Genomic DNA, 13,459 nt, shown 5'->3' on the forward strand with positions numbered 1-13,459 from the left:
CACATCGCCCGCTGCGACGTCACGCCGTCAGGATTGCTCCACGGCGACGGCGCACACCCTCGGGATCGCTCGATGCTCGACGCCACGCACGACGAGCGAGCGGGAACTCAGTCGAGTTGTTGGATCTTGCTGGCGAGCACGGCGTGCAGCCGCAGCATCTCCTCGAGCCGATCGGTGACGAGCTCGCCGTTGCGCACGATCGCTCGGCCAGCGACGATCGTGTCGCGTGCGGCCGACGGGCCGCAGCGCAGCCATGCTTCGATCGGATCCGCGATCGCGCCGGCGAACGACGGACCGGTCAGCGACCACACGGCGACGTCGGCGACCGCTCCCACCTGCAGCGTGCCGATCTCGCCTTCTCGTCCGAGACATCCGGCGCCGCCGATCGTCGCCATCTCGAGCGCCATCCGAGCGGTGCCTGCCGACGCGCCGTCGCGAAGCTTCGCGAGCAACATCGCCTGACGGGCCTCCAGCCACATCGACGCGCTGTCGGCCGACGACGACCCATCGACGCCGATCCCCACCTTGACGCCGGCAGCGCGCAAGGAGACCACGGGCGAGATGCCCGACGCGAGGATCAGATTGCTGGACGGGCAATGCGCCGCGCCGATGCCGGCCGCGCCGAGGCGAGCGACCTCGTCGTCGTTGGGCATGACGCAGTGCGCGACCCAGGTGCGATCGGTGCACCAGCCGGTTCGCTCCAGATACTCCATCGGGCGGCATCCGAACGTCGCAAGACTGAACTCGTCGTCTTCGGCGTTCTCGGCGAAGTGCGTGTGGAGTCGCACGTCGAGTCGCTCCGCGAGCTCGGCGGTGCGAACCATCAGGTCTTCGGTGACCGAGAACGGCGAGCACGGCGCCAATGCCACTCGGGTCATCGCTCCGAAGGACCGATCGTGATGTCGAGCGACCGCCTCCTCGCACGCGGCGAGGATCTCGTCGTCGTCGGCGACCACGTCGTCGGGTGGCAACCCGCCGTCCTTCTCCGACAGCGACATCGACCCGCGTGTCGGGTGGAAGCGGATGCCGAGGTCACGGGCAGCATCGATCTCAGCGGTGAGCAGATCTCCCGCACCCCTCGGATGGACGTAGAGGTGGTCGGTCGAGGTCGTGCACCCCGACAGCGCCAGCTCGGCGAGGCCCACCCACGCCGAGGTGTAGACCGACTCGGTGTCGATGGATCTCCAGAGCGGGTACAGCGACTGCAGCCATCCGAAGAGCGGTTTGTCGGTCATCGGCGGGTACGCCCGCGTCAGATTCTGGTAGAGGTGATGATGCGTGTTGACGAGGCCGGGCGTCACCAGACAATCGGTGGCGTCGAGCCGTTCCCTCGCGGCGGGCGCCTCCCCGTCTCCGACCCCCGAGACGAGGCCGTCGGTGATCGCGACCCATCCGCCGTGGAGTTCGCGGCGCTGGTCGTCGACCGTTGCGACGCAGCGAGCGTTGGCGACGACCAGATCGTGAACCGCACGATCTGGTCCGCTGGCTCGCGGGTCGCCAGACGATGCGTCGGACATGCCGTCGGCCCGCAGGCTCGTCAGTCTTCGAGCTCGAGCAGCTCGCTGCCCGGGTGTCGAGCGATGCCGTCACGGCGAAGAAACTCGCCGATGATCGCCGATGCAGCAGCGCCGCTCATGATCACCGCAACGGGGATCAGCAGCATCGCCACGATGAGTGCAATCGCTCCAGCCATACCCGGATCCTACTCGGCAGGCAGGTAGGCGACCGCTTCGATCTCGACGAGGAAGTTCGCCGGCAGCGCAGCGACGGCCACGCACGAACGCGCCGGACGATGGTCTCCGAACGCCGCCGAGTACGCACGGTTGAACGCCGCGTAGTTCTCCATGTCGGTCAGGAAGCACGTCGTCTTCACCACGTCGCCGAGTGACGCGCCGACGGACTCGAGCAGCGCTGCGAGGTTCTTCATCGCCTGCTCGGTCTCGGCGACGACCCCGCCGTCGATCTTCTTGCCGTCGACGAGCGCGCCCTGCCCGGACACGAAGACGAAGTCACCGGCGCGAACGACCGGCGTGTACGGACCCAGTGGCTTGCTCATCTCCTCAGAGTACGCCGGATCGATCGGAATCGCATCGGTTCCGGTCACGAGCGCGAGCCGAGGTCGTCGGTGAACGCGACGAACTCGCTCCAGGCCCCTCGGGCCAGGAGCGATGCCTGCGCCGGCCACGTGTCCGGTCGATGCACCCGATACCGAGAGCCAGCGTCGTGGAGCATCGACCGCAGCTCGTCGGCGTTCGTGTCCGCGAGTTCCTGCCAGGTCGTGATACCCACACCGCGACACAGTTCGGCGATCTTGGGTCCGATCCCTTCCACGACCGTGAGGTCGTCGATCTCGATCGCCCGGCCGAGGACGACGGCAGCCGCCACCGCATCGAGCGGTCCGGCACCGACGCCGGCGTCGGCCGGGGTCACCTCGGGCTCGACGGCCTCCGTGCTCTCGCCGCTGCCGCCCTGGCTCGCGTCGGAGCTGGTCTCCGCGCTGCCGTCCTGGCTGCCGTCCTGGCTGCTCGCTCGGCTGGATCCGGCGCTGGGCTCGTCTGGGACAGCGTCCGTCGGCTCCGTCGAGGCGACGCCCTTGCCGATCTGTGAGCTCTGGAGGTCGGCGACGAGGGCTCGGAGGCGATCGCGCTCCGCGAGTACCTCGTCGAGGTTGTCGCGTTGGCCGCGCAACCGCCCGAGTTCTTCGGCATCGACCTGCGTCCCGCGCAGCGCCGAGAGTTCGGCGCGGGCCCGAAGGCTTCGCAGCGCCCAGCCGATGGCGACGCCGACGACTGCGGCGAGACCGAACCACAGCAAGAACTTCACGAGGGTGTAGGGCACGACATCTCCACGAATCGCAGGGACCGCGAACCAACGCGGTGAACGATCTTCATCATCACAGCACGACCATCACATCTCGACCATCACAGCACGACCATCACATCTCGACCATCACAGCACGACCATCACATCTCGACCATCACAGCGCTCGTGGTCACGAGCCGACCTCGACTTCGAACTCGACGCGACGGCTCGCCGCGCGATCTTCGACTCCGGACGCGTCGAGGATCGGTTCGGTGAGCCCTCGTCCCTCGGTCGTCAGCCGATCGGCGGGGAATCCGAGCCGCACCAGTTCGTCGCGCACGGTCTCGGAGCGCTGCTCGCTCAATGCGAGGTTGCGGCCCGGATCCCCTTCGGAATCGGTGTGGCCGATGACGGCGATCCGCACGGCCTCGAGGCGCAGAGCGCGGGCAGCGACCTGCTCGAGCACGGCCTCGGCCTCGGTGGTGAGTTCGGCAGCGTTCGATTCGAACGTGATCGGCTCCGAACGAACGAACTCGTTGAGCGAATCCTGCAACGCCTGTGCGGTCGCTGCGTCCGCGACCGCACGCGGCGAGAGGTCCGTCTCGGCGCCGACCTGCTCGGCGAACGCTTGCATCGCATCTCGTGCGGCATCGCCGAGGTGGATCCCGGTCAGACGCAGCCCGTCGTCGACGACCACGACGGTGCCGTCGACGAGGTTCGTCGGCATCGCCGCGATCAGCAGCACGACGCCGTCGACGAGGTCGGGGTCGAGCGGCTGGTCGAGCGGGGCGACGTCGAGTTCGTCGACGACGTTCGCATCCGAGCGCCCGAATCGCGCCGCGTCGACGAGGCGCTGCCGCTGCTCCTCGCTCGCCACCGTGCCCGACAACGTGATCCTGCCATCTGCGAGCACCCCGGACAGGACGGCGTCGGCCCGCGACGGGTCCGGGTCGACCGGTGGATCGGGCCGTGACGGGTCGGCGAGATCATCGCTCAGAAACACTCGATCGACCGCGTGCACGATCCCGTTCGTCGCGACGATGTCCTGCTGTTCCGCTCCCTCCGGGAGCGCCGCCACGACGTCACCGCGCTGGAACGTCGGCCCGCTGGCATCGATGACGACCTCGGAGCCGTCGCGCATCTCGACCGAGCCGCTGACGAGATCGGCCGTCCCGAACTCGACATCGGTGACATGGCGCAACAGCAGGGCCGTCGAACGGTCGACATCGTTGATCAGCGACTCGAACGCATCGGCGCCGAGGTCGTCGAACGCGGCATCGAAGGCTGCGTCGGTCGGCGCCAACACGGTGAACGGCCCGGGGTCGTTCAAGGACTCGATCAACCCGGTTCGCTCGAGCAGCGCTGCGAACTGGCTGAACTGCGGATCCTGGGCGATCAAGGTCGCCACGGTCTCGACCCCTCCCACCTCGGTCGTCGACGTCACCGCAGGGTCGCTCCCGATCGCTGTGGTCGCGGTGCCCTCGGAGGTCGAGGGCGCGGCCGAGCCGTCGACCGACGACGTCGGGGCGAAGGTCGCCGACGGTCCGTCGGGCTCGGCGTCACCTGCGTCGCCACAGCCGGCGTCCACCGAGATCACCCGAACGCCATCGACCTGCTCGGCGACCCGAACCAGTTGCGCAACGCTCTGCTCGACGCCCTGATCGAGGGTCGCGAGAGGCTGCGCACATCGCACGGTGCCGTCCTGCCCTGAGAACTCGACCGACACGTCGACGAACCCGGCCTCCGCCAACGCCTCGTCGACGCGATCCTCGAGGTCGCGTTCGACCTGCCCGAGGGTGATGACCGCCCCGACGACGAAGATGACAACAAGTACGAGCAGACCCCAGCCGACGATTCGACGGCGGTAACGTCGAAACGACCTCGAGCGCGGGCTGGACATGATTCGACCACGTTCGCACGTCCGGCAGCGCCGATTCAATATCACCACGAAACGTCTCGCGGCGGACACCACACCTCCACGCTCCTCCCCAGCACCCGCCTTCCCCGCACACTCCTCGCCGCCCACCACGCTCCTCCCCACCGCCCCACCCCCCGACCACATCGGAACAACGCTCGGAGACCACGACACATGGACCGCATCGCCACCCCCCGGACCGGTACACCCCGCCTCGCGCTCGATCGCGTCGCGATGCCTCGGCGGACGTTCCTCATCGGGGCCGTGTCGGCCGGGCTGCTCACCGCGTGCGGTGGCGACGGCGAGTCCGAGTCGACGCTGCCCGACGTCGAACCGGAGTCGGACACCGACGGCCGTCCCGTCGCCCCCGAGTTCGCCGGCGACTCATCGGAGTTGGCAGCAGGCACGTTCACGATCGTGCAGCGCTTTCCGAGCGCCGTCCTCGTGCCCGGCGAAGTGCGGCTCCCGCACAGTCTCGTGCAGGCCGCGGATTTCGTGAACGACGGGCCGCTCACGCTCGGCGCGCAGGTCGTCGACGTCGACGGCAACCCGATCGGTGAACGACTGACCGCCACCCGCCTCGACATCACGCCGTCGGCCTACTACGTCTGGCGGCCGACCGTCGACGAGCCAGGCATCTACGCGCTCGTGGTCGACGGCGGTCCCGAGGAAGGCGCCAGCTTCCAGGTGTTCGAACCGAGCCAGGTGCCGATTCCGCTCGTCGGCGACGTGCTCGAGGGCTTCGAGACGCCCACGGTCGATGATCCGGCAGGCGTCGAACCCGTCTGCACGCGTGAGCCGATCTGCCCGTTCCACGAGGTCACCCTCGCCGAGGCGCTCGCGTCCGGACGCCACGTGGCCTACATGGTCGGCACGCCGGCGTTCTGCCAGACGGGCACGTGCGCCCCCGCGTTGGAGTCGTTGATCGGCATCGAGCCGGAATTCGCCGACGACTTCGTCTTCGTCCATGCCGAGGTGTTCACCGACCTGACGGCCGCCGAGATCGCCCCGGCGGTGACCGCCGTCGGCATGAACTTCGAGCCGGCACTGTTCATCACCGACGCGAGCGGCGTGATCGTCGACCGGCTCGACGCCGTCTGGGGCGCCGACGAACTGCGCGAGCGACTCTCGCTCGCTCGCGGCTGACCCGACCGCGGACGGGGGAGCCCAGCGGCGTAGCAGCGCAGCGCAAACGCGACTCGGCGGCCGCGACGCCGGCGGGTCAGGCCCGGATCAGGAGAACGACTGGCCGCACCCGCAGGTGCGCGACGCGTTCGGGTTCGTGATGGCGAAGCCCGACTGATCGAGCCCGTCCTTGTAGTCGAGCGTGGCACCCTCGAGCAGCTGCGCCGACGCCGGGTCGACCACGACGCGCACCTTGCCGTCAGGGCCGTACTCGGCCGTGGTGTCGTCGCCGGCGATGTCGCCGTCGAAGAACATCTCGTAGGAGAATCCCGAGCAGCCTCCGGGGCGAACGGCAACGCGCAACGCGAGCTCTTCGGCGCCTTCGGCAGCGAGCAGTTCGCCAACCTTCACAGCTGCGGGATCGGTGAGCGTGATCATGATGGTGCCTCCGTAGTCGGTCTGGACCTCCAGACCGGTCGACGGGTCGGTTACCCGGCCCGATGATTGTGGATGTTATCGAGCCGAGACGGTCACCTGGCAGGGTGTCCGGCTCGTCAAGGTGCAGAAATCGTGTGCGTCGGCATCGCCCATCCCGGCGACGAAGCCGGCGACGAGACCCTGATGCAAACCGCACACGAGGTCGGGATGTTCCCGAGCGAGCTCGGCGAACGGGCAATTCGCGAAGGCGACGATCGCCGAGGCGTCGTCGTCGATCAGGTCGTCGTGAGCGTCGGGGTCGATCAGCGGCGGTGCGTCGGTCACCAACGGATCGAAGCCCAGACGATCGAGATCGGACACCAGCGCTTCGAGCGTCGACGGCGCCTGAGAGTACATCCGGGCGCGGCTGCGGCCTTCGTCTCGCCCGACTGCCACGGCATCGTCGGTGCTCGCCTGGAGACGCTTGGCCATCGACAGGACCATCGACGCCAAGACCGGCATGGTGGGCGGTTCGAGGCCGAGCGCCGGTGCATCGGATGCGATGGAGTATCGGTGTTGTGGGCGACCGACGTCGCCTCTGCCGCCGACTTGCACCTCCAACAGGCCGACCTCACGCATTCGCTCCAGATGCGGGCGGACGGTGTTCGAGTGGAGCCCGAGCGCATCGGCGATGTCGCTGGTCGCCAGTGGCCGCGTCGCCCGAGCAAGCTCGAGATAGATCGCGTAGCGCGTGTTGTCACCGAGCGCCTTGAGCACATCGAGTCGAATCGGTGAATTCACACCTCCGAGATTACACGGGCTGGACCGGGAAAAGTACAGCAGGCCGCAGCTTCATTCGCGACGATCAGCACCGAACCGATCTGTCACGAGCGGATCAGCTTCGAGCGTCCATCTGCGGGTCGACGATCACGATGTCGTCGTAGTCGGCGTCGCCGGGCCGGGAGATCCCGGTGATGCGACCCGACTCGTCTCGGAGAAGCTTGGGCAGTATCGGCGTGATCTCGGTCAGCGCCTGCCCGGCAGCGACCGCATCGGCCGGCGTCGAGAACGGTGTCAGCCAGCGCAGGTTGGCGACGGTCGGCGGCATCATCTGCAACTCGCCGGCCTCCATCATCTGCAAGGCGACACTCGGCTCGACCCACAGGCTGTCGACGGTTTCCTTGTCGTCGTGAAGGCCCTGCTGGCCCGCTGGCGCCTCGGTGACGAAGAAGCGCGTATCGAATCGACGCTTCTCCCCGAGCGGCGTGATCCAGTGGTCGACGTATTGCGTCGTGGAGAGCTCGAGCACCAGGTCGTCGCGGCGGCACAGCTCGATCATCGACAGCGTCCCGTCGTGGACGGCGTGGCGATCGTGGTCGTTCAACTCGAGGGCCGAGCCGTCACGCTTGGTCGCCAGCAGGATGCCCGCTTCCTCGAAGCACTCGCGAATCGAGGCCACCCAGTAGGCGAGCCCACCCGCAGCCAGACCGAGCTGCGCCGAGGCCGACGCATCGTCGAGGCCACGACAGTACGGTTCGATGCCGGCGGCCGCATCGACGTCGTCCACGCGGCCACCGGGGAACACGTACATGCCAGCACCGAACGACGCGTTCCCCGTGCGTCGCAGCATGAACACTTCGATGCTCGAGCCGTCGTCGTTCATCTCGCCCGCTCGAATCATCATCACCGTGGCGGCGGCCTGGATCGGCACGGTCGTCGGATCGAACTCATCGGTCATTCGGCGCACCGTACCCAACCGGCGCCCCCCGGCCCGAACCCCAGGGCCAGCGGGACCTCCCGCGAGCACAGCCCGGAGCCGACCGATCAGGTCGTGGTGACTGCCGAGCCCGCGTCGTCGGCGGGCGTGTCACCGGGGGTATCGCCGGCGGGCGGGCCGTCGGTGGGAGGCGCCGAGGCGAGGTCACGACGATCCTGCAACAGTCCGAGCACCCCGGCGATCGCCACGGCCGCAGAGATCAGCGATGCCGCCAGCCAATCGTTCGAGAGCACGCCGGCCACGCCGCCACCCACCACGACGATGCCGGCCAACCACGCTGCCCGCTTGGTGTACACGTAGGCGATCGTCGCCCCGAGCAGGGAGAACATCAAGACCGTGACACCCCACTGATGGTCGTTGAGGTACGCATTGATGTCGGCTTGACGGAAGGTCACCCAGTCGGTGATCGCGTCGCCCTCTTCTTTGATGTCGACCCAGTAGAAGTACCAGAGCAGGTACACGCCCGACAGCAGCACGAACGCCGCCGCTACCCGGTCCATGTACTGCAGCCCCCGGCGCAGGAACTTCAGCAGTCCGGTGTTGGCGAACGCAAGCGCAACCGTGAGGCCGCCGACCAGCACCGCCATGCCGGCTCCGTACGCCACGCCATTGCGAAGCCCGGTGAACACCCCGCCCGTGCGGCTGGTCGCGAACACCGCGGAGATGAAGAACCCGATCGTGCACCCGAGCGACGCGATCGCATAGGCCACGCCGTAGATGAACATCGACCTGAACGTCTGGTCCTTCTCGCCTTGGAGACGCTGCGGATTCATGAAGGGCAGCTTGTAGCCGAAGAGCATCGACACGCCGAGCACCAGCAACGCGACACCGAAGATGCCGGTCGCGAACTTGGCGTTCTCGGTCAGCCAGTTGGTGAAGTAGTTGGCCAATGCGGCCGCCACGACGAACACGGCCATGAACCCGGTCGTGAGTGAGCCCGCGACCTTGAGCGCCTTGCGGAGGGTCTCGCGTTGCGTCTGACGCTCCTGCTCGGAACCTTGCAACCCGAGGAAGTACATCAAGTACGTCGGGAGCAGGATGAACCCGCAGGGGTTGACGGCGGCGAGCATGCCCGCGACGAACCAGAGGCTCATGTGTCGTTCTCCAAGAGGTTGGCGACCTTCTCGCGAAGGCCGTCGGCGTCGAGGACGCCGGTCTGTTCCACGATCGTTCCGTCGGAGGTGACGAAGAGCGTGTACGGGAAGAAGGCGATCTCGAGCGCCTGTTGGAACTCGACGTCGTCGTCTCGGAAGAGGTCGTAGGTGACGCCACGTTCGCCGGCGAAGCGCTCCATGATCGGCACCGAATCGAACGGGTTGATACCGATGAAACGGACGTCGTCGCCCACCTCGGCGTCGACCTCGGCGAAGTCGACCAGTTCCTTCGCGCACGGAACGCAGGTCGAGAACCAGAAGTTGATCACCAGTGGCTGCCCGACGAACGAAGCGGTCGAGATCGAGGCGCCCTCGCGGTCGGACACCGTTGCGTCGGGCAACCGGTCGCCCGACAGGCTCGGAATCGTCTCGATCGACGAGACCTCCCGATCGACGACGCCGGGCTCGTCGAGGCTCGCGTCGACGCCCTCGTCGTCGTCACCGGTCAGCTGCGCCCACGCCAGCCCGCCGGCCACGCCGAGCACGAGCGCGACAGACAACGACCCGATCAGGAGTCGTGGCCGGCTGATGTTCATAGACGCAAAGGGTAATGAGGTCGCGGCCGTTGGTCACCGGCACCGCGCTGAACGTTCCGGGAACGAATGCGTTCGCCACGTTCACGGTCGCGAAGGTCGGTGGAGACCAACGTGCCTGCGCGAGCCGGTCGGCGCTCGGCACCAGCGCCGAACGCCGACCGGACGAGCATCTTCGGTCAGGCCGTCGGTCAGGCGGTGAGTTCGAAGCCGACCGGGCCCATCTCGTCGTACACGACGTCGGGGCGGGGGTGCTTCGGCGGGCGCCCACACGGCCGCTTGTTCTCGACGATGCGTCCGCCGGAGAGCAGCTCGCCGCCCCACACGCCCCACGGTTCCTCGCGTTCGAGAGCACCGGCCAAACACTCCAGACGCAACGGACACAGCGCGCACATCGCCTTGGCGCGGGCGATGTCGACGACGTGATCGGAGAAGAACAGGCCGGTCATCGTGCCGTTGCCGTCGGCGCAACGCGCCACCGGCGTCCTGGCTGCGAGCGACTCGTCGATCTCGAGTGTCACCTCGTCTCGGTCGACGCTCGCGGCGGGGGCACGGTCGGGTCTGTCGGGTGGGTCGTGTGGACTGTCAGGGGCGAGCGGCACGACGGCGGGGTCGTCTCGGCCGACCGGTGGCGCAGCGAGGTCGCTGCGAGACGAAGCGTGCATGGGTGTGTCCTCGAATCGGTTGGAGCGGATGGTCGGGGGATGGAGCAGTGAGGCGGTCGAGCCGGTCATGGGAGTGCTTTCTGGGTTGGGGTTGGGGTTGGGGTTGGGGTTGGGCTGGAGTTGGGGATGGGGATGGAAACTCGGCGTTCGAGACGGAAAAACGAAAAGGCCGCCGGGTTCGAACGAACCCGGCGGCCTCAGAGGAGGTGATGGTGACGTAGATCTACGTCACGCCTCCGAGGCGGCCGGGGTGGATTCGCTTCGTTGCCATCGAGTTACCACTCGAGCACGAAGCATTCAGACCGAGCCACGTGGTCGCTCCGGCGAATGCAGCGACGGTCGGCGCAGCGAACGCGTACGCGGCGGCATGTGCGGCGGCGGCCATCGAGGCCATCGGGGTCCGGACGCGGCCGATGACTCGTTCGATGGTCGTGGTGGTCGTCAGCGTGGTGATCATCGTCGTGTCCTTTCTCGGTCGTGTTCGCGTGCGCCACACGTGGCACGGGTCTAGGCAAGCAGGTCGGGGACATCGGGGTCAAGAGAGTTTCCGAGATCGCCCGAGATTTCCTGCCGCGCCAGGTCGCCCGATGGACCGTGGCCGGACCGCCACGGCTCAGGCGACCGGTCAGGCCACCGGTCAGGCGACAACTCGGGCGCCAAGTCAGGCCACCGGTCAGGCGACAAGATGCGGGGGCATGGGCACCTCGTCGACGACGAGCACGGCGACCGGCTCCTTGCGCGGGCGGCCGCGCTTGCGCTTGAACTCGACGGGTACTCCATCGAGCACGAGCAACCCTCCCCACACGCCATACGGTTCGGCACGTTCGATCGCGCCCTGTAGGCATGCGTGGCGGAGCCCACACGGCCGACAGATCGCCTTCGCCCGAGCGAGTTCGTGATCGTCGTCGGAGAAGAACAGGTGCGACAGCGTGCCGTTGCCGTCGGAACAACGGGGATAGCCGGTCGCGAACGGTGGCTCCTCCTGCGCGTCGTCCGACAGGTCGAGGGTGCCGGGTTCGAGGGTGCCGGGTTCGAGGGTGCCGGGTTCGAGGGTGATGGTGAGGTTCATCGGTCGTGCTTTCTCGTGTGGTTCGTCACGACGAGCGCAGGCTGCGTCGTCACCTGCCAAGAGCCACGACCGGCGACGTCCTTGCACTTTTCGTGCGCGTGCGATCCGCAAGTCCCGGCACTTCTCCGCGAGCACTTGAGAAACGCCGCGGCAGCGGCGAGAGTGATCCGGTGACCAGCACCCTGCGGATCCCCGAGGCGACTCGAAGCGCCCGACAAAGCGCCGTTCGATGATCGCCGTCGAGGTGTTCGGTGTCGACCATTCGGCGAGCGAACTCGCGGTGTTCGCCGCGGGTTGGACGATCGGCTGGCTCCTGCTGTGGCGACGTCGGGAACTACCACGACGACACATCTCCACGGAGCAGCCCGAGTCCGCTCATCTCCAACGGCCCGCCGTCGCCGTGGTCATTCCGGCACGCGACGAAGCGGCCTCGCTCCCCCATCTCCTGCCTCCGCTGATGGACCAGGCGCGACCGGGTGATCGTGTCGTCGTAGTCGACGATCACTCGACCGACGCGACGGCTGACATCGCCCGCGCGCACGGCGCGGACGTGCTCGACGCCCCACAACTGCAGCCAGGGTGGCGTGGCAAACCGAACGCGTGCTGGTTCGGTGCGACCGAGACCGACCAGCCGATCCTAGTCTTCCTCGACGCCGACGTCCGCCCCGGGCCGACGCTGCTCGATGACCTCGCGTCGCGCGTCGCGCAACGTCCGTCCGCGGTCGTGTCGATGCAACCGTGGCATCGCATGGACACGCTGGCCGAGCAACCCAGCATCCTCTGCAACGTGACCGCGTTGATGGGCTGCGGTGCCTTCACCGTCGCCGGGGAACGCGCGGCGGCGACCGTCGCCTTCGGCCCCGTGATCGCCGTGGATCGCGACGCGTATCTTCGCGCCGGTGGTCACGCTTGCCCTGACGTTCGCTCCCGGCACACCGAAGACATCGCGCTGGCACGGGCGGTCGGCGAGTCGGACCTGTTCGTAGGCCGGCCCGGAGAAACGACGTTTCGGATGTATCCGGGCGGCCTTGCCGACCTCGTACGAGGCTGGGGGCGCAGTCTCGCGACCGGGGCACGGTTCACCCCCTGGTGGCTTGCGCTGGCAACCGCTGCATGGATCGCGTCGCTCGCTGGTGGTTGGATCGCCGCACCGCTCGTCTACCCGCTCAGCGCGATCCAAGTCGCCGTGCTCGGTCGGCGAGCGGGCACGATCCGGCCGGCCGCGGCTGTGCTCTACCCGGTCCTGGTCGTGTGCTTCTCGATCATCTTCGTCCGCAGCGCGTTCGCGGTGGTGTTCGGGCGACAGGTGACGTGGAAGGGTCGCGGCGTCGAGACGCGCCCGGGATGAGCGGTGCGCTGCTGATTGAATGAGGCCATGCCCCGGTCCACTGTCGCATTCTCCACGCCGCCGAGACGTCGTTGGTCACTCCGGAGCCTCGCTCCGGCGATCGCCGCCACGACGTTGGCGTTGCTCGCTGCCACCGCCGGCACCGTCGCCGCTCATGACGAGATCGAGAGCTCGAACCCGCCGAACCGGGCGGTCATCGATGAACCGATTTCGTCGGTCGAGGTCGACTTCGGCATCGAGATCTCCGACAACGTGGAGTTGTTCCTCATCTACGACCGCGGTGACGGCACCTTCGAAGACATCGGCGGTGAGACCGTCCGTACCGGAGCGACGACCGCTCGGGTCGACTTCCCCGAACTCGACGAGAACGGCACCTACTTCGTTCGCTACATCGCGCCGGTTCCGGCAGACGGACACGTGATGCAGGGCGCGACGTCGTTCACCTGGGGCGATCCGAGCGGCAGCAGCGACGGATTCCCGTTGCTCCCGTTCCTCGCCGCAGCGATCGTCATCTTGGCGATCGGCGGTTGGTTCACCTACCGCCGAGCACTCGTCCCGGTCGACGACGACGCAGACGACGCCGTGTCACCCGCCGTCGACGCCACCTGATCACGACCTGCTCGCGACACCCGAGCGACCGGAGACCGTGGCGGA

16 protein-coding genes are annotated in these 13,459 nt (G+C 67.8%); 3 read left to right on the forward strand and 13 right to left on the reverse strand.

Annotated elements, in window-relative coordinates; translation table 11 throughout:
• Positions 1–107: 107 nt before the first annotated feature.
• From ACE37B_RS10325 to ACE37B_RS10345, 5 genes are all read right to left on the reverse strand, one after another.
• Positions 108–1,517: an 8-oxoguanine deaminase gene (locus ACE37B_RS10325; RefSeq protein ID WP_409923243.1), complete on the reverse strand. Its 1,410-nt coding sequence runs from the start codon at positions 1,515–1,517 to the stop codon at positions 108–110.
• A gap of 20 nt (positions 1,518–1,537) precedes the next feature.
• A complete protein-coding gene (locus ACE37B_RS10330) occupies positions 1,538–1,693 on the reverse strand; it encodes a hypothetical protein (RefSeq protein ID WP_409923244.1) in 156 nt (51 codons plus the stop codon).
• Positions 1,694–1,702: 9 nt separating this feature from the next.
• On the reverse strand, positions 1,703–2,056 hold the full coding sequence (locus ACE37B_RS10335; RefSeq protein ID WP_409923245.1) for a RidA family protein: 354 nt from the start codon (positions 2,054–2,056) through the stop codon (positions 1,703–1,705).
• Positions 2,057–2,100: 44 nt separating this feature from the next.
• Positions 2,101–2,838, reverse strand: coding sequence for a hypothetical protein (locus tag ACE37B_RS10340; protein WP_409923246.1), 738 nt, complete (start codon positions 2,836–2,838; stop codon positions 2,101–2,103).
• A 154-nt stretch (positions 2,839–2,992) separates the two neighbouring features.
• The gene (locus tag ACE37B_RS10345) at positions 2,993–4,702 is read right to left on the reverse strand and encodes a fasciclin domain-containing protein (RefSeq protein WP_409923247.1); all 1,710 of its coding nucleotides are present in this window, start codon (positions 4,700–4,702) and stop codon (positions 2,993–2,995) included.
• A 189-nt stretch (positions 4,703–4,891) separates the two neighbouring features.
• Here ACE37B_RS10345 and ACE37B_RS10350 point away from each other — a divergent pair, with 189 nt between their 5' ends.
• A complete protein-coding gene (locus ACE37B_RS10350; protein ID WP_409923248.1) occupies positions 4,892–5,863 on the forward strand; it encodes a hypothetical protein in 972 nt (323 codons plus the stop codon).
• Between the two features lie 87 nt (positions 5,864–5,950).
• Here the strand turns inward: ACE37B_RS10350 and ACE37B_RS10355 are convergent, their stop codons facing one another.
• The 8 genes from ACE37B_RS10355 to ACE37B_RS10390 all read right to left on the reverse strand — a co-directional run bounded on the left by ACE37B_RS10355 (position 5,951) and on the right by ACE37B_RS10390 (position 11,457).
• Entirely contained in the window at positions 5,951–6,280 is a 330-nt protein-coding gene (locus ACE37B_RS10355; protein WP_409923249.1) for a HesB/IscA family protein, read from the reverse strand.
• A 75-nt stretch (positions 6,281–6,355) separates the two neighbouring features.
• Positions 6,356–7,060 carry a helix-turn-helix transcriptional regulator gene (locus ACE37B_RS10360; RefSeq protein ID WP_409923250.1) on the reverse strand — a complete coding sequence of 235 codons (705 nt, stop codon included), beginning with the start codon at positions 7,058–7,060 and terminating at the stop codon, positions 6,356–6,358.
• 94 nt (positions 7,061–7,154) lie between these two features.
• Entirely contained in the window at positions 7,155–7,997 is an 843-nt protein-coding gene (locus ACE37B_RS10365; protein WP_409923251.1) for an NUDIX hydrolase, read from the reverse strand.
• Positions 7,998–8,083: 86 nt separating this feature from the next.
• Positions 8,084–9,130 (reverse strand): cytochrome c biogenesis CcdA family protein, encoded by a 1,047-nt coding sequence (locus ACE37B_RS10370; RefSeq protein WP_409923252.1) that lies wholly within the window; start codon positions 9,128–9,130, stop codon positions 8,084–8,086.
• A complete protein-coding gene (locus ACE37B_RS10375) occupies positions 9,127–9,726 on the reverse strand; it encodes a TlpA family protein disulfide reductase (RefSeq protein WP_409923253.1) in 600 nt (199 codons plus the stop codon). The genes ACE37B_RS10370 and ACE37B_RS10375 overlap by 4 nt, the downstream gene beginning before the upstream one ends.
• Positions 9,727–9,914: 188 nt before the next feature.
• On the reverse strand, positions 9,915–10,457 hold the full coding sequence (locus ACE37B_RS10380) for a WhiB family transcriptional regulator (protein ID WP_409923254.1): 543 nt from the start codon (positions 10,455–10,457) through the stop codon (positions 9,915–9,917).
• A gap of 154 nt (positions 10,458–10,611) precedes the next feature.
• The gene (locus tag ACE37B_RS10385) at positions 10,612–10,845 is read right to left on the reverse strand and encodes a hypothetical protein (protein ID WP_409923255.1); all 234 of its coding nucleotides are present in this window, start codon (positions 10,843–10,845) and stop codon (positions 10,612–10,614) included.
• Between the two features lie 216 nt (positions 10,846–11,061).
• Positions 11,062–11,457, reverse strand: coding sequence for a WhiB family transcriptional regulator (locus ACE37B_RS10390; protein WP_409923256.1), 396 nt, complete (start codon positions 11,455–11,457; stop codon positions 11,062–11,064).
• Positions 11,458–11,686: 229 nt separating this feature from the next.
• Between ACE37B_RS10390 and ACE37B_RS10395 the strand changes: the two genes are divergently transcribed.
• Both ACE37B_RS10395 and ACE37B_RS10400 read left to right on the forward strand, forming a co-directional pair.
• Positions 11,687–12,805 (forward strand): glycosyltransferase, encoded by a 1,119-nt coding sequence (locus ACE37B_RS10395; protein WP_409923257.1) that lies wholly within the window; start codon positions 11,687–11,689, stop codon positions 12,803–12,805.
• A gap of 27 nt (positions 12,806–12,832) precedes the next feature.
• A complete protein-coding gene (locus ACE37B_RS10400) occupies positions 12,833–13,414 on the forward strand; it encodes a copper resistance protein CopC (RefSeq protein WP_409923258.1) in 582 nt (193 codons plus the stop codon).
• Positions 13,415–13,459: the final 45 nt, after the last annotated feature.

Origin of the sequence: Ilumatobacter sp. (assembly GCF_046290335.1) — a bacterium.
Classification (GTDB): Bacteria; Actinomycetota; Acidimicrobiia; order Acidimicrobiales; family Ilumatobacteraceae; genus Ilumatobacter_A.

Coding starts and splice junctions, on each gene's coding strand:
- ACE37B_RS10325 (WP_409923243.1), bottom strand. CDS start 1,517: ATGTCCGACGCATCGTCTGGCGACCCGCGAGCCAGCGGACCAGATCGT.
- ACE37B_RS10330 (WP_409923244.1), bottom strand. CDS start 1,693: ATGGCTGGAGCGATTGCACTCATCGTGGCGATGCTGCTGATCCCCGTT.
- ACE37B_RS10335 (WP_409923245.1), bottom strand. CDS start 2,056: ATGAGCAAGCCACTGGGTCCGTACACGCCGGTCGTTCGCGCCGGTGAC.
- ACE37B_RS10345 (WP_409923247.1), bottom strand. CDS start 4,702: ATGTCCAGCCCGCGCTCGAGGTCGTTTCGACGTTACCGCCGTCGAATC.
- ACE37B_RS10350 (WP_409923248.1), top strand. CDS start 4,892: ATGGACCGCATCGCCACCCCCCGGACCGGTACACCCCGCCTCGCGCTC.
- ACE37B_RS10355 (WP_409923249.1), bottom strand. CDS start 6,280: ATGATCACGCTCACCGATCCCGCAGCTGTGAAGGTTGGCGAACTGCTC.
- ACE37B_RS10365 (WP_409923251.1), bottom strand. CDS start 7,997: ATGACCGATGAGTTCGATCCGACGACCGTGCCGATCCAGGCCGCCGCC.
- ACE37B_RS10370 (WP_409923252.1), bottom strand. CDS start 9,130: ATGAGCCTCTGGTTCGTCGCGGGCATGCTCGCCGCCGTCAACCCCTGC.
- ACE37B_RS10375 (WP_409923253.1), bottom strand. CDS start 9,726: ATGAACATCAGCCGGCCACGACTCCTGATCGGGTCGTTGTCTGTCGCG.
- ACE37B_RS10380 (WP_409923254.1), bottom strand. CDS start 10,457: ATGACCGGCTCGACCGCCTCACTGCTCCATCCCCCGACCATCCGCTCC.
- ACE37B_RS10385 (WP_409923255.1), bottom strand. CDS start 10,845: ATGATCACCACGCTGACGACCACCACGACCATCGAACGAGTCATCGGC.
- ACE37B_RS10390 (WP_409923256.1), bottom strand. CDS start 11,457: ATGAACCTCACCATCACCCTCGAACCCGGCACCCTCGAACCCGGCACC.
- ACE37B_RS10395 (WP_409923257.1), top strand. CDS start 11,687: ATGATCGCCGTCGAGGTGTTCGGTGTCGACCATTCGGCGAGCGAACTC.
- ACE37B_RS10400 (WP_409923258.1), top strand. CDS start 12,833: ATGCCCCGGTCCACTGTCGCATTCTCCACGCCGCCGAGACGTCGTTGG.